Below are 25,269 nucleotides of genomic sequence, written 5' to 3'. Positions count from 1 at the left end.
TTCCGGAGTCCGGCACTGATCCTGTTCGCGTGGGACGACGCAGCAGACCGAGGAGGGCATGGCGACGGAGCCCCGCCGTCATGCCCTGCAGTTCAGCGGGACAAGGGCGGCCACATCAGGGCACCACGAATACTCTTGGAGTCCCCCATCACTTCGCTGTTGTTCAACCACACAGCCAGGGTGCCTGTGGAAATCGACGCCAGCGCCGGGTAATAGAGGCGTGTGCTGGCCTGCGGGGCCCCACTGACGGCAAGGCCGGGGGCCGCTGGCGAGACACTGCCGTCGGCACCGATACACCGTGCGTACACACCGGTGGGGCCACCCGGATTGTTGACGTAGGCTCCCTGCGACCAAGCCAGTACGTATCCGCTGGCCGCGAAGACCAGGGACGAATCACCGGAATTGGTGGTAATGCCAACGGCAAGGGGTAGCCCGCCGCTGGCCGGCGGTCCGTTAAGAAGCACACCTTCGCGGGTGATGAAGGTCCCGTACATGTCGCCTGGCGAGGAGTAGTTGAGACCGACGTAGTTACGACGATCTATCCAGGTGATCAGGCAATTGACCGGGTCACAGGCGACACGGGGCGCGAATTGCATGTCGGGAGCGGTAGAGATGGCGATGGGCACGAGATCCAGCAGAGCCCCCGCCGTACTCACCCGTGCGGCCACAATGTCGTGGTCAGGCAGGCCGGATGAGCCGGTTTCCCAGGCTACGATGAAGTCCCGCCCATCGAAAGCGACCGCTGGTATATCCGAATAGCCGGAAATGGCCGTTCCGATCAGGAAGTCAGCCCCGACGACACCGCTGGACGAGACGAGCACGCCGCGAATGGTGCTCTGTACCGGATCGTAGTTGTAATAGGCCACCAGATATTGTCCGTTGCCGTAGGCCACCGCGGGAAAGCGGCCGTTCGCCGCCAGGACGGCCCCAGGGTAAGGATCCAGCACTACGCCGTCGCTACTTACCCGTTGTGCGTGCAAGCCAGCCTCATCACGCATGACCGTCATGTATGTATTGCCATTGGAGGCAACAGCAGGCGCACCCTCCAGACTGGACAAAGCCGCGCCGGAGAGGGCGATATTCTGCTGCAACGCCCCGTCGGCAGCGATGAATTGGCCGATCCATTGTCGACCACTGGCGCCCTGGCGGTTACTGACGAGTAAATAGCGTATGCCATCGCTGGACAGGGCCGGTCCGCCGGGCCGGGTTGCATCGGAGTCTCCGTTAGCCAACACGCCCAAAAGATCGCGCGGCGGAAATACCCCGCCCTTGATGCCATTGACGGACACCGCGCGCAAATCGGACGTCTCCGTGCTGGTTTGTGTACCGACAGTGGCTTTGACAAGCTGGCGGATGGTCCCTATGCCATCGGCACGCCATTCGTGGACGGTCTCCGCGACGGGCACAGAACCCCCAGCAGACAACGTCAGGGTGCCTGCTATGTCGTAACGGATCCGTGCAGCATTGGAGAAACTACCAGCCCCGAGCACCAATGTCTCGTAACCTTCGACGACGCCGGTCACCTTGACGTCTACGTGCTCGTCCTTGCCATCCCCGTCCAGATCAGTACCGATGTCCACGTTCTTGCGGTCGAGCAACGGCGTCTGGCTGAACGTGCCGTCGAAACGCATGAAGTCCACCTGATTGATGATCGCATTGACCCAGCTTGCCGGGGAATTGTCTCCCAAATAGACGAAGGCCCGCGCATCCTTGGCGTAATAGCTGTCGACGGCGACCCCGTCCCCCGATGGATTGCTTTCTCGGAACACCCAGGCATTAACACCTGCGACAGGCTGCGTCCCGGTGATCTGCATTTCATTGATATAGGTGGAAACCGAGGAATCCGGAGAGATGGAGTTGACGTCGTAAACCCAATCCGCCCCGGTGAGCACCGGATAATAGGACTCTGAAATTCCGGTCGCTTGCGGTGGCGTCGAACCGCCACCGCCACCCCCACCACAACCTGCCAGGAAGACGCCCAGCAGGACCATGATCCGCTGCCGCATGACACACCTCCCGTCTGTTCTTCGAGACTCTTTATTATTCAGGGTAGGCAGTGATCACTATGCTTTCAAGAAAATGGAGCGCATTTACCATGCATTCATTTGAAATATAAAAAAATGAAACTAAACTTCCCGAGACTTACCCTTGCTTTGCTTTCGCCATAAATTGGCGAAATAGGGGACATCTAAAAAACTGTTATTAGCGCGAAGCCGAATAGCCCCCGATCAGGCGGCACCACCACCTGTTTTACCGAGCATCGCCCGCAGGTTGGCGATGCGTGCTCGGGCGTCTTCCTTGCTGACCGGCTCGGGGTTCTTGCGGTCGCTGCGCTTGATGCCTTCCATGCCCATCTCGTCGATGAAGCGCGACGGGTCGCAGGTACGCACGTCGCGGCCGGCCTTGCGGCGTTCGCAGTAGCTGATGGTCAGGCTGCGCTGGGCGCGGGTGATGCCCACGTACATCAGGCGGCGCTCTTCCTCGATCTTGTCCTCGTCGATGGACGACTGGTGGGGCAGCAGCCCTTCCTCGACACCGACCAGGAAGACGTGCTTGAACTCCAGCCCCTTGGAGGCATGCAACGTGGCGAGCTGGACCTGGTCGAGTTCCTCGTCGTTCTTGTCGAGCATAGTGATCAGGCTAATAGTCTGGATCATGTCCGACAGGGTCTTGCCGTCCTCCTCACCCTTGCGGCCGAGCCAGCCGGTGAAGTCGCCGACGTTGCTCCACTTGGTCTCGGCTTCGCGGGGCTCGCAGCTTTCGTACAGCCAGGCTTCATAGTTGATGGCCTTCAGCATGTCGTTGATGACTTGCCCGGCGGGTTCGCGCGGGGCGCGGTGGGCCATGCGGTTGATGAAGTGGCAGAACTCGCGCACGGTTTCGAGCTGGCGGGCGTTGACGTGCTCGGCGGCGCCCTCCTCAAAGGCGGCGCTGAACAGGCTGATGTTGCGGTTGGAGGCGTAGCGGCTGAGGGCTTCGATTGAGGCAGCACCCACGCCGCGACGCGGCACGGTGATCGAACGGATGAAGGACAGGTCGTCGTCCTCGTTGGCGATCAGGCGCAGGTAGGCGCACAGGTCCTTGATTTCGGCGTTCTCGAAGAAGCTGCGCCCACCCGAGATGGCGTAGGGGATCTTGTGGTTGCGCAACTGCTGCTCGAACAGGCGGGCCTGGTGGTTGCCGCGGTAGAGGATCGCGTAGTCCTTGAAATGGGTACGGTTCTCGAACTTGTGGGCGGACAGCTTCATCACCACCGCCTCGGCCTCGTGCTCTGGGGTCTGGTAGGCCACCACGTTCACCGGGTCGCCAGCGCCGTGCTCGGACCACAGCTTCTTCTCGAAGAGCTTCTCGTTGTTGGCGATGACGGTGTTGGCGGCGTGCAGGATGCGCGTCGTGGAGCGGTAGTTCTGCTCCAGCTTGATGACCTTCAGCTTGGGGAAATCCACCGGCAGCTGGCGCAGGTTCTCCACGTCGGCACCGCGCCAGGCGTAGATGGCCTGGTCGTCGTCGCCCACCGCGGTGAAGGCCGCGCGCACGCCGGTGAGCAGCTTGATCAGCCGGTACTGGGCGCGGTTGGTGTCCTGGTATTCGTCGACCAGCAGGTAGCGCAGCTTGTTCTGCCAGCGCTCGCGCACCTCGGGGTGCTCCTCGAAGAGCTTGACCGGCAGGCGGATGAGATCGTCGAAATCCACGCCCTGGTAGGCGCGCAGGGTCTTGTCGTACTCCATGTAGAGCAGCGCGGCTGCGGACGAGATTTCGTCGTTGGCCAGGTGGGCCGCCTCGTGGGGTTCGACGAGGGCGTTCTTCCAGCTGGAGATCTGCCACTGCAGGGCCTTGGCGCGGTTCTTGTCGGTGTTGGCCGTCATCTCGGCGATGATCTGCGTGGTGTCCGACGCGTCGAGGATGGAGAACTGCGGCTTGAGGCCGAGCAGCGCGGCCTCCTGGCGCACGATGCGCACGCCGAGCGCATGGAAGGTACACACCGTGAGACCCTTGACCGCGCGCCCGCCCATCAGCTTCTCGATGCGCTCCAGCATCTCCTTGGCCGCCTTGTTGGTGAAGGTGATCGCGGCGATGTTGTGCGGGTTGAAGCCGCAGTCGCTGATCAGGTAGGCGATCTTCTGGGTGATCACCCGCGTCTTGCCGGAACCGGCGCCGGCCAGCACCAGGCAGGGGCCGTCCAGGTAATGGATGGCTTCGCGTTGCGGGGCATTGAGGAGGAGCGACATGAGCGTGCTGCGGACATCGGGTGGAGCGGGAGCGCATTCTACCGCGCCGCAGCGACCGGCCTGATGTAAGCTCTTCGCACCATGTCCGTCTTCACTCCCGTCACCGACGCCGACCTCGCGGTCTGGCTGCGGAACTACGCCATTGGCCGCCTGGATGTTCTGCAGGGGATCTCCGCCGGCGTGCAGAACAGCAATTTCTTCGTCACCACCAGCCTCGGCCGCTACGTGCTGACGCTGTTCGAGACGATGCCGCGTGCCGAGCTGCCTTTCTATCTGCACCTGATGGCCCACCTGGCCCGCCACGGCCTGCCGGTGCCGGCGCCGATCGCCAACCGGGACAACGAATACCTGGGCACCCTGTCCGGCAAGCCGGCGGTGCTGGTCACGCGCCTCGCCGGCAAGTCGGAGATGGCGCCCACCGTCGCCCACTGCGCGCGCATCGGCTCGATGGTGGCCGGCCTGCATCTGGCCGGGCAGTCCTTCGGACGCAAACAGGCCAACCCGCGCGGCGCGGAATGGCGCCGCGACTGCGCGGCCCGCGTGCGCACCCATCTGCCCGCCGACGAGCAGGCCGAACTCGATGCCGAGTTGGCCTTCCAGACCGGCTTCGACCTGCGCGCGCTGCCGCAAGGCGTGATCCACGCCGACCTGTTCCGCGACAACGTGCTGTGGGACGGCGATTTCGTCGGCGGCGTCATCGACTTCTACTTCGCCGGCGTGGATGCGCTGCTGTTCGACGTGGCGGTCACCGTCAACGACTGGTGCGCCGACGCCGACGGCCAGCTCGATGCGGCCCGCGCAACGGCGCTGCTCGCCAGCTACGCCGAGGCCCGCCCCTTCACCGCCGCCGAACGCAACGCCTGGCCGGCCGTGCTGCGCGCCGCCGCGCTGCGCTTCTGGCTGTCGCGGCTGGAAGACTTCCACCTGCCGCGCCCCGGCGAGATGGTGCTGGTGAAGGATCCGGGCGAGTACCGGCGCATCCTGCAACTGCGCTCCCATGCCGATGCGCTGCCGGTTTTGCCGGCCTGAAAACGTGCCGCGAGGGTTTTGCCCGTTTGAACTGGGTGGGGGATTTGGGCTAGCATCTCGTCGCAGCGCAACATCCTGATTTTTCACTCCGTTTCCCACGCCCGACAATGACCGAACCGGCTGCCCCGGCACACCATCCCCACAACGCCGCGCGCCATCCGCGCCCGCGCCATGTTTCGCCCTTCGAAAGCCTGGTCTGGCTGAAGGCCGGATGGTTCTATTTCGCCCGCAATCCGGGGGTGTGGGTCGCCATCAGCGTGATCTTCATCATCATGCTGTTCGTGTTGGGCCTGGTGCCGCTGCTCGGCTGGGCGGTGGTGCTGATCGGCTTCCCGGTGATGGTCGCCGGCATGGTGCTGGGCTGCCATGCGCTGGCCCAGGGCAAGGCGCTGCGCGTCGAACACCTGTTCGCCGGCCTCAAGGTACATGCCGGCAACCTGTCGCTGGTGGGCGTGTTCTACCTGCTCGGTGGCCTGCTCGCCGGCTTCGTGTCGGTGCTGATCGGCGGCGGCGCGCTGCTCACCGGCTACATCCTCGGCGCGCTGGCCGGCATGGGCATGGGCCTGGTCAGTGGCGTGCTGCTCGGCAGCATCGTGTTCTCGGTGCTGTGGGTGCTGCTGATCACCGCGCTGTGGTTCGCCGCCCCGCTGGTGGTGCTGCGCGACACCCCGCCACTGGATGCGATGAAGATGTCCCTCTCGGCCTGCTTCGGCAACTTCGGCGCCTTCGTGGTGCTGGGCGTGCTGATCTACGTGCTGATCTGGGTCGCCATGATCCCCGCCGGCCTCGGCGTACTAATCCTTGTTCCGGTGCTCGCCGGCACACTGTACGCGTCCTACCAGGACGTCTTCGGCGACACGGCGCTGGTCTCACCGCACGCCGCCGCGGCTCCGGCAGAGACGGACTGAGCGGATGCAGGCGCGCACCTTACCGGCCCAGCGCGGCTGGGCCTGGATCGCCGATGGCTTCGCCCTGTGGCGGCGCAACCCGGCGCTGGTCACTTTCCTGGTCTTCGGCAGCTCGCTGACGCTGCTGCTTGTCGCCGCGATTCCCCTTATCGGCCAGGTCATCATGTTCCTGGTGATGCCGGCACTGTCGCTGGGCATTTTCAACGGCTGCAAGGCGGTCGCCGAACGGCGCAAGGCCGGGCCCGAAATCCTCGTTTCCGGCTTCCGCCAGAACCTGCAGGAGCAGGTCAAGATCGGCGGCATCTACTTCATCGGCTCGCTAATCGTGCTCGGCCTCAGCACGCTGTTCGATGCCGAGGTGAACAGCAAGCTGTTCAAGGCCGTGATGGGCAAGACCAGCTGGGGTGAGACCCTCGACGACCCGGCGTTCATCGTCGCACTGCTGGTCAGCACGGTCGGCTCGACACCGCTGATGATGGCCTACTGGTTTGCGCCGCTGCTGGCCGGCTGGGGGCGCATCCCGGCCACCAAGGCGCTGTTCTTCAGCTTCGTCGCGTGCCTGCGCAACTGGCGCGCCTTCCTAGCCTTCGGGCTGGGCCTGATGGGCGTGGCGCTGGGCGCCGGCGTGCTGGTCAGCGTGCTCGAACTGGTCTCGCCACTGCTGAGCCTGCTGCCGGCGCTGGCCTTCCCGATCGTCTTCATCCCGGTCGTCTTCGCCAGTTTCTACGCCAACGCGCTGGACGTGTTCGACCGCATCGGCCCTGACGATGCCAGCTGAACACGCCCTCGGGCTTTTCGGCGGCACCTTCGACCCGATCCACTACGGCCACCTGCGCCTCGCCGAAACAGCCCGCGAAGCCCTCGGCCTGGAGACGGTGCGCTTCATTCCCGCCGGCCAGCCGCCGCATCGGGACGCCCCCGGCGCCAGCGCCGCAGACCGGTTGGCGATGGCCCGTCTGGCCACCGCGGACAACCCGGCCTTCGACGTGGACCCGGCGGAAGTGGAGGCCGCGCAGGCGAGCTTCACGATCCTGACCCTCGAACGCCTGCGCGCCGAGCTGGGCCCCACGCGGCCGCTGGTGCTGCTGCTTGGCGTCGATGCATTGCTCGGCCTGCCCACCTGGAAGCGCTGGCACGAACTCTTCGACTTCGCCCACGTGGCCGTCGCCAACCGCCCCGGCTACAGTCTCGACAGCGCACGCATGGCACCGGAGCTGGCCGAACTCACGCACCGCCGCCACGGCACGCTGGACGCCCTCGAAGGCCGCCCGGCCGGCTCGCTGGTGCAGTTCGCGATGACCCCGCTGGCGATCTCCGCCACCGACATCCGCGCCCGCCACGCTGCCGGCCAGAGCCTGCGCTATTTGCTCCCGCCGGCCGTTGTTGACTATATTTCCTTGCACCAACTCTACCTCTGAATCAATGGAAATCACCCAATTCGAACAACTCGTCGTCTCCGCCCTTGAAGACATCAAAGGCAAGGACATCCAGGTCATCGATACCACCCGCCTCACCTCGCTCTTCGACCGGGTGGTCATCGCCAGTGGCGACTCCAACCGCCAGACCCGCTCCCTCGCCCGCAACGTGGCCGACAAGGCCCGCGAAGCCGGCCTCACGGTGATCAGCGTGGAAGGCGAAGACTCCGGCGAATGGGTACTGGTGGATCTGGGCGACATCGTCGTGCACGTCATGCAGCCGGCCGTCCGCGCCTACTACAACCTGGAAGAGCTGTGGTCCGCCACGCCGGCGCGCCCGTCCCGTCCCGGCAGTGCCGCGGCCCGCGCCGCCTGATCCTTACCGCACGACCCGCGGCGCAACCGGCGCCGCCCCCCGCCCCATGAAACTCCTGATCGTCGCGGTCGGCACCCGCATGCCGGCCTGGGTCGACACCGCCTTCGACGACTTCGCCAAGCGCATGCCACGCGAGCTGCCACTGCAGCTCGTCGAGGTGAAGGCCGAGCCCCGCACCACCGGCAAGACCGTGGAAGCCATGATGGCCCTCGAAGCGTCCCGCATCGAGGCGGCCCTGCCGCCGCGCTGCAGGCGCCTGATCCTCGACGAACGCGGCGAGGACCTGACCACCAAGGCCCTCGCCAAGCGCCTGGAGCGCTGGCAGGACGTCGGCGACGACGTGGCGCTGATCATCGGCGGACCGGACGGCCTCGACCCGGCCCTGAAGGCCACCGCCCACGAGACGATGCGCCTGTCCAGCCTGACCCTGCCCCACGCGATGGTGCGGGTGATGCTGTCCGAAGCCTTGTACCGGGCCTGGAGCCTGTCGAAGAACCATCCGTATCACCGGGAATGATGTCGTGATCTACCTCGCCTCCAACAGCCCCCGTCGCCGCGAACTGCTCAAGCAGATCCATGTCCGTTTCGAACCGCTGCTGTTCCGCAGCGGAGCGCGAGCCGACGCCGATGTGAACGAGGACGTTCTACCCGGCGAGGACGCCTTCACCTACGTGCAGCGGGTCGCCATGGCCAAGGCCGTCGGCGGCATCAAGCGGATCAGCTGGCGCAGCCTGCCGCCGCGCCTCTTGCTGGCTGCCGACACCACGCTGGAGCTGGATGGGGCGATCATCGGCAAACCGGACAATGCGGAGCACGCAGTGGACATCCTGCGCTCCCTGTCCGGCCGCAGCCATCAGATTCTCACCGCTGTGGTGGTCAGCGACGGCCAGCGCTATGCCCAGCGCCTGTCGACCAGCGAAGTGCGCTTCCGCACCGTGGATGAGCAGGACATCCGCCGCTACGTGGCCAGCGGCGAGGCCGCCGACAAGGCCGGCGCCTACGGCATCCAGGGCCGCGCTGCAGTCTTCATCGAGGAGATCCGTGGCAGCTACACCGGCATCATGGGCCTGCCGCTGTTCGAGACTGCCGCCCTGTTGCAGGAATTCGGCTATCCTCTCTGATTGACGCCGACCAACAAGAGTCGGCCGCCTATCGGAGGAGAAGACCACCACACGCTAGCTGGCGCGACACGCCCCGCGCAGCCGATGCCGGACGAGCGGCGATCGGCGATGGCACATCCACGCGATGTGCCATCGCCCATCACCGTTTGCTTCTCGCATCATGTCTGACGAATACCTGATCAATTTCACCCCTCAAGAAACCCGCGTCGCCCTCATGCAACAGGGCGTCGTGCAGGAAGTCCACGTCGAACGCACGGCGAGCCGCGGCATCGTCGGCAACATCTATCTGGGCCGCGTCGTACGCGTGCTGCCCGGCATGCAGTCGGCGTTCATGGACGTCGGCCTCGAACGCACCGCCTTCCTGCACGTGGCCGACATCTGGGCCGACCGCCACCACGGCGACGCGCCGCGCCCCATCGAACGCATCCTGTCGGAAGGGCAGAACCTGATCGTCCAGGTGCTGAAGGACCCCCTCGGCACCAAGGGCGCCCGCCTGTCTACGCAGATCTCCATCGCCGGCCGGATGCTGGTCTACCTGCCCCAGGATAAGCACATCGGCATTTCCCAGCGGATCGGCGACGAGGCCGGCCGCGAGGCCCTGCGCGAGCGCGTCACGCGCCTGCTGCCGAGCGACGAGACCGGCGGCTACATCGTCCGCACGATGGCCGAGAACGCCAGCGACGAGGAGCTCGCCGCCGACATCGCCTACCTGCGCAAGCTGTGGGCCGAGATCAAGAACCGCAGCGTCGGCGCCCGTCCGCCCACGGTGCTGTACCAGGACCTCAACCTGGCCCAGCGGGTGCTGCGCGACCTGGTCACCGACGCCACCACGCGGATCGTCGCAGACTCCCGCGAGAACTTCCAGAAGCTGACCGGCTTCGCCACCGAGTACATGCCGCAGGTGCTGCCGCTGCTCGACCACTACACCGGCGAGCGCCCGCTATTCGACCTGCACGGTGTCGAGGCGGAGATCGAGAAGGCGCTGGCGCGGCGGGTCGAGCTCAAGTCCGGCGGCTACCTGATCATCGACCAGACCGAGGCGATGACCACCATCGACGTGAACACCGGCGGCTTCGTCGGCGCGCGCAACTTCGACGACACCATCTTCAAGACCAACCTGGAAGCGGCCCAGGCCATCGCCCGCCAGCTGCGCCTGCGCAACCTGGGCGGCATCATCATCGTCGACTTCATCGACATGGAAAGCCCGGAACACCGCACCGCGGTGCTCGAAGAGTTCCGCAAGGCGCTGGCCCGCGACCACACCAAGATGACGGTGAACGGCTTCACCACCCTCGGCCTGGTGGAGATGACCCGCAAGCGCACCCGCGAATCCCTCGCCCACCTGCTGTGCGAACCCTGTCCGACCTGTAACGGGCGTGGCGAGGTGAAGACCGCCCGCACCGTGGCCTACGAGATCCTCCGCGAGCTGCTGCGCGAGGCACGCCAGTTCAATGCCCGGGAGTTCCGCGTACTCGCCGCGCCGAATGTCATCGACCTGTTCCTGGAAGAGGAGTCCCAAGCGCTCGGCATGTTATCGGACTTCATAGGCAAGGCCATTTCCCTGCATCCGGAAGCCAGCTACGGCCAGGAACAGTTCGATATCGTGCTGCTCTGACAACGACGTCCGCATTGCCGCACCTATGTAGCGCATCCTACATTTGGCGCGGCCTGCGGCGGTTTTCTGCCCCTCGTCGGTGCATCGAAATATTCAATCGGCCAGTGATTGACGATGCAATCAAAGCGCCTTCAAAATCCGGCGCCTCGATACAGGCAGGACCACTTGCAATGCATACCCAAAACCTTCTCCAGGCCACCACCGGCCAGCATGCCGGCGCAGTGCGCATCGGTTTCAATCACGGCTACGCCTTCGACGGCGACAGCGTCCGCCTCGACGCGGAGCTGCTGGTCGGTAATCCCGATGCAACCACCGATCAGGAATGGGCACTGCAGCTGTGGGCCTGCGAGACGCCCTTCGCCGGTGAGCCGGTCCGCGGCACCAAGGTCGCCGAGCTACCGGTCGGCCAGCTCGACAGCCTCAACCAGAGCTGGGTCAGCGCCTTCACCGCGGCCCTGCCACCCGCCGGCCACGCAGAGCACAGCATGGTGCTGGTCCTCGCCAGCGGTCGTGACGGCCAGTTCGACGCGGTTCAGGATTTCGCCAACTTCCCGCGCGCGGAGAGCTTCGTACAGCCGCGCCTGGCCGGCGCCTCCGGCTTCAGCCTCGGCGAACAGAGCGTTGGCATGCGTGTGGAAAGCCTCGAAAACCCCCGCGCCAGCGACAACCTGAGCGGCACCCTGTCCCTCGAACTGTGGGCCCTGGCTGCTCCTTACGCGGCCGGCACGCCCGCTGGCACCCAGCTGGCCGCCGCCAACCTGGGCTCCCTGGCCGGCCAGCGCAGCTGGCAAGACCTCGACCTGACGCTGCCGCTGGCCGCCCGCCCGGTCGGCACCTGGCACGTGGCATTGCTGCTGCGCGAATGGACCGCCACCGGCTACGCGACCCGCGACTTCGCCAACTTCTCACTGCCGGTCAGCTGGAGCGCCGACGAAGAACCCAGCGCCGCGCCCGAGCCCGTCAAGGCCGAACCGGCTGCCGAACCCGTCGCCCAGCCGAAGGCAGCCGGCAAGACCGCACAGAAAGCCGCCACCAAGGCTTCCGCAAAGTCTGCCAAGGCTGAACCGGCTGATACCACCAGCCTTGTCTCCATCAACACCGCCGGCAAGACCGAACTGGCCGCACTGAAGGGCCTGTCGAAGACAGCCGCCGCAGCCATCATCGCCGCCCGCCCGTTCAAGACCATCGACGAACTGCTGACGGTCAAGGGCATCGGCGCCAAGCTGCTCGACAAGCTGAAGAACAACCTGAGCCTGTAAGCAGCGCTCCGGCAAGCGCCGCGAGGCCCGGCCCGGATCACTCCGGCGCCGGGCCTTGTTCATTTCAGGGGCGCGTGCCCGGCGTCCATACGCCATCACCGGTGGCCTCCAGCCAGCACAGCCAGGCCCGCACGTCGAACTCGAACTGGTGGTAATCCGGCTCCATGCGGCAGCACAGCTGGTAGAAGGCCTTGTCGTGCTGGCGCTCCTTCAGGTGGGCCAGCTCGTGCACTACGATCATCCGCAGGAATTCCGGCGGCGCCTCCCGGAACAGGTTGGCGACGCGGATCTCCCGTTTGGTCTTGAGCTTGCCGCCCTGCACCCGCGCCACCGTGGTGTGGGTGCCCAGCGCGTTGTGGATGGTCTGCAGCTTGCCGTCGAAAGCCACCTTGCTGAGGGGCTCCGCATTGCGCAGATGGCGCGCCTTCAGCTCCGTCACGTATTCGTAGAGCGCCGTGTCGTTGCGCACGCCATGGGGCTGGGGGTATTTCTTCAGCAGCCAAGGGCCGAGGCGGCCGTCTTCCAGCAGCTCGCGCACCTGGCCGACCAGATGCTCGGGGTAACCGAAAAGGTATTTGAGGGACACAGGAACGGACATCGGCGACGCAAACAAGACGGAAGGAGGCGATTCTAGCGGTTGACGCCGGGTCACTTTGATCTTCCGCAATGCGGAGTCCATCCTGTCGGCGTAATTTACTGACCGACAAGTCATTAATTACCCGGCGGAGGATTCGATGAAGGCTCCCCGTTTCCACCTTGGACCTGCCACAAGCCCGTGCCGCTTGATACGGCCCGCGTTGCTGGCGGCGCTCCTCACCGCCACGCTGCCGGCCTGGTCAGCTGAAACCCTGGCCGACGCATGGCGCCAGGCCCTGTCCGCGGATGCCCGCCTGCGTGCCGCCGACGCCGAAGCCGACGCGGCCCGCGCCACCCGCGCTGCCGCCCGCGGACTGGCGCTACCGAAAGCCACTGCCAGCTCCAGCTACACGATGCTGAGCAGGGAGCCGGCCGCGCTGATCGGCCTGCCGTCCATCCCCGGCATCAACCTGCCCGACCAGATGCCGCTGTCGGAACGCAACTACGCGACCCACGCGCTGCAGGCCACGCTGCCGGTCTACACCGGCGGCCGCATCAGTGCCGCAGTGAATGCCGCCGAAGCCGGCGTGCAGGCCAGCGGCTTCGAGCGCACGCGCAGCGAGCAGGCCATCAAGCTCGACGTCGCCGAAACCTACCTGAACGTTCTGCGGGCACGTAGCGCATTGGCGGCCGCCGAGCGCCACCTGGCCGCCCTCGACGCCCACGCCGCCGACGTAGCCGAACTCGGCAAGCAGGGCCTGGTCGCCCGCAACGACATCCTGTCGGTCGCCGTCTCCCAAGCGGATGCGCGCCAGCGCCGGACCCAGGCCCGCAATGCCGCCGAACTCACCGCCGCGGCCTACAACCGCCTGCTCGGCCGCCCGCTCGACAACCCGGTGGACCTCGCCGAACCCGCCAGCGACATGTCCGGGCGGCCGGACATCGCGGCCCTAGAAGCCCGTGCCCGCGGCCTGCGTCCGGAAATCGCGCTGCTCGGCGCCCACGCCGAAGCCACCGACCACGAAGCCGAGATGGAGCGCGCCGGCACCCGCCCACAGGTCGGTATCAAGGCCGCCGTGCTGCACGAGGACAACCGCTACCGGGTCAACCAGGACATCGCGCAGCTCACGGTCGGCGTGCAGTGGGACATCTTCGACGGCGGCGTGCAGCGCCGCCGCGCCGATGCCGCCACGGCCCGCGCCCGCGCCGCCCGCGAGCGGCAAGACGACGCGGCCAGCCTGATCGCGCTGGAAGTCCGCAAGGAATGGCTGGCCGTCGGTGAGGCGGACGAACGCCTGGCCACCACCCGCACTGCCCTGGCCCAGGCCGACGAGAACCTGCGGGTGGCCCGCGACCGCTACCGCAACGGCGTCGGCACCCACACCGAGGTGCTCGATGCGGAAGCCCTGCGCAGCCTCACCGACAGCAACCACCTCAACGCCCACTACGATCTCCACCTCGCCCGGCTCCGGCTCAAGAAGGCCGTCGGCGAGCTGTGACGGGAGCCCGCCATGCGATTCGACAAGAAGAACCTCCTGATCGGCCTGGTGGCCGTGGCCGTCATCGGCGGCGGCATCTGGGCGTGGCAGCGCTTCGCCGGCAGCGGCGCGCTGCCGGAAGGTCTGATCCAGGCCAACGGCCGCATCGAGGGCGACCACACGACGGTGGCCAGCAAGCTGCCCGGGCGCGTCGCCGTGTTGAAAGTGCGCGAGGGCGACGCCGTACAGGCCGGGCAGGTACTGGCCCAGCTTGAGGACACCCAGCTCGCCGCCAAACAGCAGCAGGCCGATGCCGCCGTCGCAACCATCGCCGCCCAGTTGCAGGCCGCCCGCGCCCAGTTGGCCATTGCCCGCCGCGAAGTGCCGCTGGCCGAGGCCAGCGCCGACGCCGTGCTCGCCAAGGCCCGCGCTGCCGAAGCCCAGGCCGCCAAGGATGCCCGGCGCTTCGACGAGCTGGCCGAGCGCGGCACCGTCGAACCCCGCCGCGCCGAGCAGATGCGCCTCGCCCACACGACCGCCCAGGCCGACCTGCGCCAGGCTGAGCAGAGCCTCAGCGCCGCCCACCTCGGCCACGACAAGGTGAAAGCCCGTGAGAACGACGTCGCCGCGCTGGAAGCCAGCCTGCGCCAGGCCGAAGCCGGGGCGAAGGAAGTCGCCAGCCTGGTGGACGACCTGAGTCTGCGCGCGCCGACCGGCGGCGTGATCCTCACCCGCCTGCGCGAAGCGGGCGAGATGGTTGCCGCCGGCACGCCGGTCTTCGACCTGGTGGACCTCGACAAGCTCTACCTCAAGGTCTACGTGCCCGAAAAGCAGATCGGCCAGCTGCGCCTCGGCCTGCCAGCGCAGGTGTATACCGACGCATTCCCTGACAAAGCCTTTCCCGCCACCATCCGCTACATCGCGTCCCAGGCCGAGTTCACGCCGAAGGAAGTGCAGACCCCCGACGAGCGGGTCAAGCTGACCTATGCGGTGAAGCTCTACTTCGACGCCAACCCCGAACACCGCCTGACCCCAGGCGTACCCGCCGACGCGGTGATCCGCTGGCAAGACGGCGTGCCCTGGCAGGCCCCACGCTGGTAACGCAGACCATGTCCGCACCGGCGATCCGCGTCGAAGGCTTCATCAAGCGCTACGGCAAGCGCGTGGCCGCCGACGGTCTGGCGCTGACAGTGCAGCACGGCGAGATCTACGGCCTGGTCGGCGCCGACGGGGCCGGCAAGTCCAGCCTGATGAAGGCGGTGGCCGGCGTGCTGGCCCACGACGGCGGCACGGTGGAAGTCTTCGGCACCGTCATCGATTCCGAGCGGGCCGCCGAGAAGGTCAAGCAACGCATCGGTTTTCTGCCCCAAGGGTTGGGCCTCAACCTCTACCCGGACCTGTCCATCGAGGAGAACGTGGACTTCTTCGGCCGCCTGCGTGGAGTGCCAGGCGCGGAGTTGGCCGCGCGCAAGAACATGCTCCTCGGCATGACCCGCCTCGACGCCTTCCGCAGCCGCCCGATGCGCCAGCTGTCCGGTGGCATGAAGCAGAAGCTCGGGCTGGTGTGCACGCTGATCCACGAACCCGAGCTGGTGATCCTCGACGAACCGACCACCGGCGTCGATCCGGTATCGCGCCGCGATTTCTGGGCCATCCTCGGCAAGCTGCTGGAGGAAAAAGGCATCACCGCGCTGGTGTCCACCGCCTACCTGGACGAGGCCGACCGCTTCCACCGCGTGTCCCTGTTCCACGAGGGCAAGGTGATGGGCGAAGGCACGCCGGCCGAACTGATCGCCCGCGTGCCCGGCACCCTCGCCCTGTTCCGCGCCGAACCCCAGGCCGACGCCCTGCCGCGCCTGAAGGCGCAGTTCCCGCAGACCGAAGCGATGGGCGCCTGGTTGCGGGTGTTTGCCGAAGGGCTGGATGTGGCCCAAGCGCGTGCGGCGGTCGACACCTGCCTCGCCGCGTCCGGCCCTGCCGATACCACCATCCATCTCAGTGACTGGTTCGCCCGCGAGCCCGAACTGGAGGATGTCTTCGTCGCCATGCTGCGCCAGCGCGGCGCCCGCCTCGACACCAGCCTGCCAGCCGACGCCCCCGCCGCCGCGCCGACCTCGACGCTGGCCATCGAAGCCACCGGCCTGACCCGCGTCTTCGGCGATTTCCGCGCCGCCGACGCGGTGAGCTTCGCCGTGCCCCAGGGCGAGATCTTCGGCCTGCTCGGCGCCAACGGGGCCGGCAAGACCACGGTAATCAAGATGCTCACCGGCATCCTCAAGCCCTCGTCGGGCTCCGGCCGCGTCGCCGGCGCCGACATGCGCAGCGCCGGGCTGGCGATCAAGGAGCGCATCGGCTATATGAGCCAGGCCTTCTCCCTGTACCACGACCTGTCGGTGGTCGAGAACATCCGCCTGTACGCCGGCATCTACGGCCTCGACGACCGCCGCGCACGCCAGCGCAGCGACTGGGTGATCGGCATGGCCGGGCTGGCCGGCTTCGAGAACGACGCCGCCGGCCGCCTGCCGATGGGCCTGCGCCAGCGCCTGGCCCTCGGCTGCGCGCTGGTCCATGAGCCGCGCGTGCTGTTCCTCGACGAACCCACCTCCGGCGTCGATCCGATCGGCCGCCGCATGTTCTGGGACATCCTGTTTCACCTGTCGCGGCGCGAAGGCGTGGCGATCCTGGTAACCACCCACTACATGAGCGAGGCCGAGCACTGCGACCACCTGGCCCTGATGTTCGCCGGCCGCGTCGTCGCCGACGCCTCGCCGGAGGCCATGAAGCAGGAGCTGATCACCAGCGCCGGCCAGTTGCTGGAGCTGCGCGTCGACCGCCCGGTGCCGGCCCAGAATGCATTGCGGGACGCCGGCTTCGCCAACGTGGCGCTGCACGGGCGCGCCGTGCACCTGCTGTCGCGCGATGCCGACACCGACCGGGAACGCCTGCCGGCCCTGCTCGACAAAGCCGGCATCGCGGTGCAGTCGGTGAGCCTGCGCCCGCTGTCGATGGAAGACGTCTTCGTGCAGCGCATCACCGCGCTGGAAGACGCCGGACGGAGGTCGCCATGAACGGCCAACGCATCGTCGCCCTGGCCTGGAAGGAGTGGCGCGAGATCATCCGCGACCGCCTGTTCTTCGCGCTGGCCTTCGTCGTGCCGGCCATGCTGATGCTGCTGTTCGGCTTCGGCCTGACGCTGGACGTGGAAAACCTGCCCTTCGCGGTGGTGGATTACGACAAGACCGCCGCCAGCCGCGACTACGCCTACCGCTTCATCTCGTCGCGCTACTTCGCCTTCCAGGGCTACGCCGCCGACGAGCACGACGTGGACGCGCTGCTCGCCGACAACAAGGTGCGCATGGTGCTGGTGATCCCGCCGCGCTTCGACGAACGCCTGGGGCGCGGCGAACCGGCGCCGGTGCAGGTGCTGATCGACGGCACCTTCCCGGAACGCACCCAGACCAGCATGGGCTACGTGACGGCGATCAACAGCGCGGTAAGCCTCGACAACATGGCCCACGCCCTGTCCCGCGTACGCGGCATTCCGCTCGCCGAGGCGCGCCAGCGGGTCCAGCCGGTCAAGCTGGAGGTCCGCTACCTCTACAACCAGAGCGTGAAGAGCATCTGGTCGCTGGCGCCCAAGCTGATCATGCTGATCATGATGCTGTCGCCGCCCTTCCTCACCGCCGTTGGCGTGGTGCGCGAGAAGGAGTCCGGCTCCATCTTCAACATCTACTCGTCCACCGTGTCGCCGGGCGAATTCCTGCTCGGCAAGCTGGCGCCCTACGTGGCGATTTCCATCGCCAACGCGATGTTCCTGTGGCTGCTCGCCACCTGGCTGTTCGGCGCGCCGTTCAAGGGTGACCCCCTGTTCTTCGCCTTCGCCACGGTGCTCTACGTCATCTGCACCACCGGCATCGGGCTGGTGATCTCGATGCTGGTGCAGACCCAGGTGGCCGCGATGATCGTCGCCAGCATCGTCAGCATCATCCCGGCGGTGCTCTACTCCGGCGTGCTGCTGCCGCTGCCTTCCCTATCGCCGGCGGCATCGGTGCTGGCTCACGCGCTGCCACCGATGTACTACACCAACATCGTCGTCGGCTGCTTCCTGAAGGCGGTGAGCTGGCACGCGCTGTGGGTCGAGGTGCTGGTGCTGGCCGCCTACGCGGTAGGCCTGTTCGGGCTGGGCTACCTGTTGTTCACCAAGAGGCCGAAATCATGAGCGACATGACGAACGGCGGACTCTTCTCGGTGCCCGGGCTGCGCCGCCTGCGGGTGATGACGCAGAAGGAGCTGCTGCAGCTGTTCCGCGACGTGGCCCTGATGGTGTTCTTCCTGTACAGCTTCACCGGCGACATCTACCTGGCCGCCTCCGGGGTCAGCATGCAGCTCAAGAACGCCGCCATCGCCACCCTCGACGCCGACTACAGCTTCGCCTCACGGGAGCTGGCGAGCCGCTTCCAGCCGCCCTACTTCCAGCCCGCCGGCAGCGTGGCCGACGCCCGACAGGCGATCCGCCGCCTCGACGACGGCGACGTGATGGCCGTGCTCGACGTGCCGCCACGCTTCCAGGAACGCCTGCAGCGCGGCGAACAGGTGTCGGTTCAGCTGCAGGTGGACACCTCCAACTCGGTGCTCGGCTTCCTCGCCTCCAGCTATGGGGCACAGATCGTCGGCAAGTACGCCCTCGAAGCCGCCGCCCAGCGGGAAGGGCTGGCGGCGTCCGGCGGCATCGCCGGCCCGCTGGTCGAGGCCGACACCCGCGTTTGGTACAACCCCAACCAGAACGACGCGTGGTTCATGGGCATCTCCGAGCTGCTCACCGTGGTGACCCTGTTCTCCATCCTGCTGCCGGCGGCGGCAATGGTCCGCGAGAAGGAGCGCGGCACCATCGAGCAGCTGATGGTCACGCCGCTGACGTCCTTCCAGATCCTCTTCCCGAAGGTCGTCGCGATGACGCTGGTGATCCTCGCCGGCAGCGCCATCGCGCTGTTCGGCGTGCTCGGCCCGCTGTTTCAGCTGCCGATGCGCGGCAGCCTCATCACCTTCTTCCTGATCACCGCCCTCTACGTGTTCACCACCGCCGGCCTCGGCCTGCTGGCCGCCACCGTGGCCCGCAACCTGGCCCAGGTCGGCATGCTGACGGTGGTGATCCTGATGCCCATGCTGCTGCTCTCCGGCGCATGGACGCCCATCGAGGCGATGCCGCCGTGGATGCGCGGGCTGGCCTGGATCTCGCCGCTGCACTACTTCCTCGACGCCGCCTACGGCATCCTGCTGAAAGGTGTCGGCATGGACCTGCTGTGGGATTCGGTGCTGGCGATGGGCGGGCTGGGCATTGTCGTCTTCGCCGCCGGCATGCGCCGTTTCGATCGTCAGTTCGGCTGAGCACGGCGGCTTAGGCCGCACCTTCCGCTACGGAATGGCGTAGAGTCCTGTTCCATAACAAGAACAGCCTCCGTCATGCCCGCCTCGTCGAATCCGTCCGCCAGCCGCACCCTGCTCGCCCGCAGCCTGTGCCTGCTGGCCTGCGTCGCCCTGTGCCTGCTGCAGGGCCTGGCCCGGGCGGAAAACGGGACGCCGCCGCCCCATGTGCTGTACCTCAACTCCTACCACCCGGGCTACGCCTGGAGCGACGCGATCGAGGAAGGCATCCGCGAGGAGCTGGCCGACGACACGCGCCAGGTGGAACTGTCGGTGGAATACCTGGACGCCCGCCGCTTCCCCGACCCCGCCCGCATGGACCTCCTCGCCGACGCGATGGCGATCAAGTACCGCGGCTACCGGCACGACCTGCTGATCGTCTCCGACAACGACGCCTTCGACTTCGCGATCCGCCACCGGGAGCGCCTGTTTCCCGGCCTGCCCATCGTGTTCTGCGGCTTCAACCATTTCCGCCCGGAGGCGCTGAAGGGCATCGACAACATCACCGGCGTGAACGAGGAAATCGACATCGGCGCCAGCGTGGAGCTGGCGCTGAAGGTCCATCCGGCCACGCGCCAGCTGGTCTTCATCCTGTCCACCGGCGACCCGAGCAGCGCCCGCAGCGCCAGCGAAGCCGAGAGCAGTATCCTGCCCCGCTACAAGGCGCGCTTCCAGGTCAGCGTGCTGAAGGATGCGTCGATGCAGACCATCCGCGAACGCCTGCAGACCCTGCCGAACGACGCGCTGGTCTTCCTCGCCGGCCAGACCAGCGACCGCGGCGAGGGACGCGCGCTGACCCCGGTGGAGAACGGCCGCCTGGTGGCCGCCGCCAGCCCGGTACCGGTGTATACCTTCTGGGACTTCCACCTCGGGACCGGTGTGCTCGGCGGCCACGTGCTCAACGGCCTCGACCAGGGCCGCGAAGCCGCCCGCCTGGCGCGCCAGGTCCTCGACGGGCGCCACGCATCCGACATTCCGGTGACAATGAAGTCCCCGGCCCGCGACGTGTTCGACTACCCCACGCTGCAACGCTTCGACATCCCGACCAGCGCCCTGCCCGACGGCGCCGAGATCATCGACGCCCCGACCAGCCTGTGGGCGCTCTATCGCGGCCAGATCCTCGCCGCGATCTTCGTCGTGGTGCTGCAAGGCCTGCTGATCGTCGCGCTGATCCGCGTCGCCCGCCAGCGCCACCAAGCCCTCGCCGAGCTGGCCGAAGAACGCAGCCTGCTCGAAGCCCGCGTGCGCGAACGCACGGCCGAACTGGCCGACGCCAACACCCACCTCACCGGCGAGGTCGCCGAACGCCGCCGCGCCGAAAACGGCCTGCGCGAGGCCGTCGCCGTCACCGAGACGGTGCTGCTGGCCTCACCGATCCCCATCGGCGTGTATCGGGACACCGGGCCCTGCGTGATGGCCAACGAAAGCTATGCCCGCCTGGTCGGCGCCAGCCGCGAACAGCTGCTGGCCCAGAGCTTCCACAGCATCCACGCTTGGCACGCCAGCGGCATCCACGACGACTGCCTGCTGGCCTTGCAGACCGACACCCGCCAGCAGCGCCAGATCCACGTGACGACCTCTTTCGGCCGCGAGATCTGGGCCGACAGCCTGATCCTGCCGGTGCACCTCAACAACGAAAAACACCTGCTGATCCAGTTCGTGGACCAGACCGAGAGGGTCCAGATGCTGACCGAGCTGGAGCAGCACCGCCAGCACCTGGAAGCCCAGGTCCGCCTGCGCACCGCCGAGCTGCAGGCAGCCAAGGAACTGGCCGAAAGCGCCAACCGGGCGAAAAGCACCTTCTTGGCCAACCTGAGCCACGAGATCCACACGCCCCTCAACGCCATCCTCGGCTTCAGCCGCATCCTGCGGGACAAGAGCAGCGACGAGAAGCAACGGGACCGCCTGGAGCGGATCCTGGCAGCGGCCAGCGGCCTCCACCAGATCCTCGACGATCTGCTCGACCTCGCCGCCCTCGACGCAGAGCGCATCCCTATCGACGAAAAGCCGTTCGCCACCGACGACCTCGCCCAGCGGGTCGCGGACGCCACCGGCGCCGACCTGCGTGCCCGCGGCCTGGACTACACGGCGGACCTCGCCGGCCTGCCCACGCAGCTGAAGGGCGACCCGCAGCGCATCGGCCAGATGCTGATCAACTACGTCGGCAATGCCGCCAAGTTCACCGAGCGGGGTTTCGTCGCCTTGCACGGGCGAGTGCTGCGGGAAGATGCCAGGGGCCTGCTGCTGCGCTTCGAGGTGCGGGATTCCGGTATCGGCGTGAAGCCGGAAGACCAACAGCGCATCTTCCTCAGCTTCGAGCAGGCCGACGGCTCCTTCACGCGCCGCCACGGCGGTACCGGCCTCGGCCTCGCCATCAACCGCAAGCTAGCCCGCCTGATGGGCGGCGAAGCCGGCGTGGACAGCACGCCGGGCGAAGGCAGCACCTTCTGGTTCACCATCCGCCTGAAAACGGCCACGCCCTGAGGCCAGTGCCTACAGCCAGTCCACCAGCGACACGCCGATACCAAGGGTGGTCTGGCGGTGGTTGTAGTCGATCAGCGTCTCGCCGAAGCCGTTGAAGAGCTGTACGAAGCCCTTCAGGTTGCGGTGGATCGGGAAGCTCCAGTCGAGCTGGGCCGAGCCGCGGCCGGCCAGCAAGGGGCCGCGCAGGTTGAGGCCGATGCCGTGCTCGCCGAGTTTCCACATGGCCTGCAGGTCGCCGTAGCCCAGGTAGCGGCCGATGTCCGGGTTGTCGTCGTGGCTGGCCTTCTCGGGCAGGCGATACCAGGGTCGCAGCACCAGCGCGAAGTCGCCGCGCTCCACGCCAACCTGGGCGGTGATGCGGTTCCAGCTGCGCGACAGCGGCACCGCGCGGCCGTTGGACTGGTGGTTGATGCCGACCGCCAGCATCTTCACCTGGAAGCCCAACCCAGCGTCCAGGTTGCTGCGGAACACCGCCATCAGCTCCGGCTCATAGTCCGTCTCACGGAACGGCGAGGAATTGCTCTTGTTGTACACCTGCCAGCTCGACTGCTGCGTGTAGCCCAGCCACAGGTCGCCGTGGTGGCCGACCAGACCTTCCCACAGCTTGGTCTTGAAGCTGATCTGGTACTTGGCCTCCACCGGCACCACGTCCTGGGGCTCGCTCACGCTGTGCAGCGGACTCGGCGAACCCGGCTGGCGGTTGGCCGACGTGGTCCAGCGCCCAAGCAGCATGTAGGTCGGCTTGTAGGGCCGGATCAGGAAGCTGCCGCGCTTGTCCTCCGCATCCAGCTCCCAGCGGGCGGTGAACGGCGGCGAATCGGAGACCGGTGCAGGCGGCGCCTCCCGGTGCGCGCGGCCGACCGCCGCGTCGTAGCAGGCCAGCCGCTCGGTGTTGTCGGCGATCGCCGCGCAGGCTGCTGGATCGCTGGCCAGCACGGCGGATGTCGAGAGAACGCCGGCCAGCATCAACAGCACCGCCCCCGGCCGGTGCCGGCAACACCTCATTTCAGTCTTGCCCCCCATTCATGCTCCCTTCCTGGATACCCGAATCGTCCCGCCCGGCACACCGCGCCCGCAGCGCTGCATAGCGGCTATGCAGCTGACGCCATGGGCAACTGCAGCAGGCCGCCCATACTGTAGCCCCCAACCGGTACTTCATCATCATGACAACGACTTCTCCAGGCGCCGAAGAGCGCCTCGGCCTGCCGCCCTGGCTGGTCCTGCTCGGCGTGCTGACCGCCATCGGCCCGCTATCCATCGACATGTACCTGCCCAGCTTCCCGCTGATCGAGCGCAGCCTGGGCGGGCAGCCCGGCAGCGTCGAGCTGACGTTGGCCGCCTTCTTCATCGGGCTGACCCTCGGCCAGCTGTTCTATGGTCCCTTCAGCGACCGCTTCGGCCGCAAGAAGCCGCTCTACGTCGGCCTCGCCCTCTATACGATCGCGGCGATCGGCGCCGCCTGCGCGACGAGCATCCCGGCCTTGATCGGCTGGCGCTTCGTGCAGGGCCTCGGCGGCTGCGCCGGCATCATCATTCCCAGCGCCATCGTCCGCGACCGCTGTTCAGCGCGGGAATCGGCGCGCGCCTTCTCGCTGCTGATGCTGGTGATGGGCCTCGCCCCCATCCTTGCCCCGCTGGTCGGCGGCGCACTGCTCGGCCTGGCCGGCTGGCGCAGCATCTTCGTCGTGCTGGCGGTGTTCGGTGCAGGCTGCCTGCTGGCCATCCGCGTCGGCCTGGCGGAAAGCCACGACACCCGCCACGAACCGCCGCTGCTGCTCGGCACGGTGCTGCGCAACTACGGCCGCCTGCTCGCCAACCGGGCCTTTCTCGGCTACGCGCTGGGCGGCGGCCTGGCCATGTCGGGCATGTTCGCCTACATCGCCGGCTCGCCCTTCGTGCTCATCGACCTGTACGGAGTCGCGCCGCAGGACTACGGCTGGTTCTTCGGCAGCAACGCCTTCGGCCTGATCGCCGCCAGCCAGCTCAACGCCCATCTGCTGAAGCGCTACCCGGCAACGCTGCTGCTGCGCCGCGCGCTGTGGGTGCCGCTGCTCACCGGCCTGCTGCTCGCCGGGCTGGCCTTCACCGGGCAGATCTCGCTGCCGTGGTTCGTCGGCGCCTTCTTCTGCTTCGTCAGCAGCCTCGGCTTCATCATCCCCAACGCCACCGCCTCGGCGCTCGCCACCCACGGCCAGCAGGCCGGCACCGCGGCGGCCCTGGCCAGCGCGCTGCAGTTCTTCTTCGCGACCCTCGCCGGCGCGCTGGTCGGCCTGCTCCACGACGGCAGCGGCCGGCCGCTGGCGGCGGTGATGGCCTTGTGCGGCATCGGCGCGTGGGCCGCGCACCGCCTGCTCGTCGCCCATCACGACCACCGCCACGCTGGCGCGGCGGAACCGTCCCACTCCAGCGCCGCCTGAGCCCCAGCAGGCTAGCTGCCTTCGAGCTGCGCGTCCGGCCACTCGCCGGACGCCACAAGGCGGCCCACCTCGTCCTTGATCAGCCGGACGATGCCCCACAGGCCATCTGGTACGACCCGGTTGCGCGCCAGCACCAGCCCGACCTGCCGGCTGACCTCCGGGTCGGTCAGGCGGCAGGTCTTCAGCAGGCCGGCGACGATCTCGTCCCGCACCGCCGCTTCCGGCAGCAGCGTGGCGCCGCAGCCTTCCAGCACCATGCGCTTGATGAGGGCGATGGAGCCATCCAGCTCGACCGCAATCCGCGGCGCGAAACCATGGCGCGCCGCCAGGGATTCCACCTGCAGGCGCAGGCCGTGGTGGGTGCTTGGCAAGATCAGCGGGATGTCCCGCAGCGCGGATACCGGCAGCACATCGCCGGCCAGCGGATGGGCGGCCGGCAACACCAGGCGCAGCCCCTCGCGGAGCAGCACGTCGGCCTGCACGACGCCCTGCTCGGGCAGGTAGATCAGCGCCAGGTCCACGGCGCCGCCGGCCAGCTTGTCGAGCAGCTGGTCGGCCAGCCCTTCCACGAAGCGCAGACGGGTGTCGGGATAACGCGTCCTCAGCAACCGCGCCAAAGGCCCGAAAAGCAGGCTGGCGAGGGTCGGCTGGGCGGCGATGTGCAGCTGGCTCGGGCCGCGTCCGTCCCCGTGCTGCATCACCGAGCCGGCCTCGTCGAGCAGGCGGCCGATGGACTCGGCGTATTCGAGCAGCTTCTCGCCCCTTTCGGTGGGCAGCACGCCGCGCCCGCTGCGGTGCAGCAGGCGCGTGCCGAGCTCGCCTTCCAGCGCTGCCAGGCGCCGGCTCAGCGTGGACTGGTCGACGCCCGTCTCCAAGGCCGCCCGCGAGATGCTGCCAGCCTTGACGATGCGCGCGAACAGCCGCAGGTCGTCGGAGTTCAT

At 67.4% G+C, this 25,269-nt stretch carries 21 protein-coding genes; 16 read left to right on the top strand and 5 right to left on the bottom strand.

Features of this window, described 5'->3' with window-relative positions:
* Positions 1-92: 92 nt before the first annotated feature.
* Positions 93-2,006, bottom strand: coding sequence for a hypothetical protein (locus AC3QL2_RS13460; RefSeq protein ID WP_493230902.1), 1,914 nt, complete (start codon positions 2,004-2,006; stop codon positions 93-95).
* Between the two features lie 222 nt (positions 2,007-2,228).
* A complete protein-coding gene (locus AC3QL2_RS13455) occupies positions 2,229-4,229 on the bottom strand; it encodes a UvrD-helicase domain-containing protein (protein WP_493230901.1) in 2,001 nt (666 codons plus the stop codon).
* Positions 4,230-4,310: 81 nt separating this feature from the next.
* On the opposite strand from AC3QL2_RS13455, the gene AC3QL2_RS13450 reads away from it, so the two are divergent.
* From AC3QL2_RS13450 to AC3QL2_RS13410, 9 genes are all read left to right on the top strand, one after another.
* Entirely contained in the window at positions 4,311-5,258 is a 948-nt protein-coding gene (locus tag AC3QL2_RS13450; protein WP_493230900.1) for a homoserine kinase, read from the top strand.
* Between the two features lie 107 nt (positions 5,259-5,365).
* A complete protein-coding gene (locus AC3QL2_RS13445; RefSeq protein WP_493230899.1) occupies positions 5,366-6,166 on the top strand; it encodes a BPSS1780 family membrane protein in 801 nt (266 codons plus the stop codon).
* 4 nt (positions 6,167-6,170) lie between these two features.
* On the top strand, positions 6,171-6,944 hold the full coding sequence (locus tag AC3QL2_RS13440; RefSeq protein WP_493230898.1) for a BPSS1780 family membrane protein: 774 nt from the start codon (positions 6,171-6,173) through the stop codon (positions 6,942-6,944).
* Positions 6,934-7,584 (top strand): nicotinate-nucleotide adenylyltransferase, encoded by a 651-nt coding sequence (gene nadD, locus AC3QL2_RS13435; RefSeq protein WP_493230897.1) that lies wholly within the window; start codon positions 6,934-6,936, stop codon positions 7,582-7,584. Before AC3QL2_RS13440 ends, nadD begins: the two co-directional genes overlap by 11 nt.
* Before the next feature lie 4 nt (positions 7,585-7,588).
* The gene (gene rsfS / locus AC3QL2_RS13430; protein WP_493230896.1) at positions 7,589-7,957 is read left to right on the top strand and encodes a ribosome silencing factor; all 369 of its coding nucleotides are present in this window, start codon (positions 7,589-7,591) and stop codon (positions 7,955-7,957) included.
* A 46-nt stretch (positions 7,958-8,003) separates the two neighbouring features.
* Positions 8,004-8,474, top strand: a complete 471-nt coding sequence (gene rlmH / locus AC3QL2_RS13425; protein ID WP_493230895.1) for a 23S rRNA (pseudouridine(1915)-N(3))-methyltransferase RlmH — start codon at positions 8,004-8,006, stop codon at positions 8,472-8,474.
* 4 nt (positions 8,475-8,478) lie between these two features.
* The gene (locus AC3QL2_RS13420; protein WP_493230894.1) at positions 8,479-9,078 is read left to right on the top strand and encodes a Maf family protein; all 600 of its coding nucleotides are present in this window, start codon (positions 8,479-8,481) and stop codon (positions 9,076-9,078) included.
* Positions 9,079-9,238: 160 nt separating this feature from the next.
* Positions 9,239-10,693 (top strand): ribonuclease G, encoded by a 1,455-nt coding sequence (gene rng / locus AC3QL2_RS13415; RefSeq protein WP_493230893.1) that lies wholly within the window; start codon positions 9,239-9,241, stop codon positions 10,691-10,693.
* A gap of 170 nt (positions 10,694-10,863) precedes the next feature.
* Positions 10,864-11,952, top strand: coding sequence for a ComEA family DNA-binding protein (locus tag AC3QL2_RS13410; RefSeq protein WP_493230892.1), 1,089 nt, complete (start codon positions 10,864-10,866; stop codon positions 11,950-11,952).
* A 64-nt stretch (positions 11,953-12,016) separates the two neighbouring features.
* Here the strand turns inward: AC3QL2_RS13410 and AC3QL2_RS13405 are convergent, their stop codons facing one another.
* Complete coding sequence (locus AC3QL2_RS13405; protein WP_493230891.1) at positions 12,017-12,550, bottom strand: M48 metallopeptidase family protein; 534 nt, start codon at positions 12,548-12,550, stop codon at positions 12,017-12,019.
* Between the two features lie 199 nt (positions 12,551-12,749).
* Here AC3QL2_RS13405 and AC3QL2_RS13400 point away from each other — a divergent pair, with 199 nt between their 5' ends.
* The 6 genes from AC3QL2_RS13400 (at position 12,750) to AC3QL2_RS13375 (ending at position 21,911) form a co-directional block, all read left to right on the top strand.
* Positions 12,750-14,027 (top strand): TolC family protein, encoded by a 1,278-nt coding sequence (locus tag AC3QL2_RS13400; RefSeq protein ID WP_493230890.1) that lies wholly within the window; start codon positions 12,750-12,752, stop codon positions 14,025-14,027.
* 12 nt (positions 14,028-14,039) lie between these two features.
* Positions 14,040-15,107, top strand: a complete 1,068-nt coding sequence (locus AC3QL2_RS13395; protein ID WP_493230889.1) for an HlyD family secretion protein — start codon at positions 14,040-14,042, stop codon at positions 15,105-15,107.
* 8 nt (positions 15,108-15,115) lie between these two features.
* Positions 15,116-17,074 (top strand): ATP-binding cassette domain-containing protein, encoded by a 1,959-nt coding sequence (locus tag AC3QL2_RS13390; RefSeq protein WP_493230888.1) that lies wholly within the window; start codon positions 15,116-15,118, stop codon positions 17,072-17,074.
* A complete protein-coding gene (locus AC3QL2_RS13385) occupies positions 17,071-18,225 on the top strand; it encodes an ABC transporter permease (RefSeq protein WP_493230887.1) in 1,155 nt (384 codons plus the stop codon). The genes AC3QL2_RS13390 and AC3QL2_RS13385 overlap by 4 nt, the downstream gene beginning before the upstream one ends.
* Positions 18,222-19,391 carry an ABC transporter permease gene (locus tag AC3QL2_RS13380; protein WP_493230886.1) on the top strand — a complete coding sequence of 390 codons (1,170 nt, stop codon included), beginning with the start codon at positions 18,222-18,224 and terminating at the stop codon, positions 19,389-19,391. Before AC3QL2_RS13385 ends, AC3QL2_RS13380 begins: the two co-directional genes overlap by 4 nt.
* Before the next feature lie 75 nt (positions 19,392-19,466).
* The gene (locus AC3QL2_RS13375; protein ID WP_493230885.1) at positions 19,467-21,911 is read left to right on the top strand and encodes a sensor histidine kinase; all 2,445 of its coding nucleotides are present in this window, start codon (positions 19,467-19,469) and stop codon (positions 21,909-21,911) included.
* A gap of 9 nt (positions 21,912-21,920) precedes the next feature.
* Here AC3QL2_RS13375 and AC3QL2_RS13370 read toward each other — a convergent pair whose 3' ends face one another.
* The gene (locus AC3QL2_RS13370) at positions 21,921-22,877 is read right to left on the bottom strand and encodes a phospholipase A (protein WP_493230884.1); all 957 of its coding nucleotides are present in this window, start codon (positions 22,875-22,877) and stop codon (positions 21,921-21,923) included.
* Between the two features lie 197 nt (positions 22,878-23,074).
* Here AC3QL2_RS13370 and AC3QL2_RS13365 point away from each other — a divergent pair, with 197 nt between their 5' ends.
* Positions 23,075-24,328 carry a Bcr/CflA family multidrug efflux MFS transporter gene (locus AC3QL2_RS13365; protein WP_493230883.1) on the top strand — a complete coding sequence of 418 codons (1,254 nt, stop codon included), beginning with the start codon at positions 23,075-23,077 and terminating at the stop codon, positions 24,326-24,328.
* An 11-nt stretch (positions 24,329-24,339) separates the two neighbouring features.
* Here AC3QL2_RS13365 and AC3QL2_RS13360 read toward each other — a convergent pair whose 3' ends face one another.
* Positions 24,340-25,269, bottom strand: a complete 930-nt coding sequence (locus AC3QL2_RS13360) for a LysR family transcriptional regulator (protein WP_493230882.1) — start codon at positions 25,267-25,269, stop codon at positions 24,340-24,342.

This window comes from Zoogloea sp. GW822-FHT05C07, assembly GCF_058800215.1.
The sequence above is the reverse complement of the archived record's forward strand: the minus strand, read 5'-3'. Positions and strand labels throughout refer to the sequence as shown.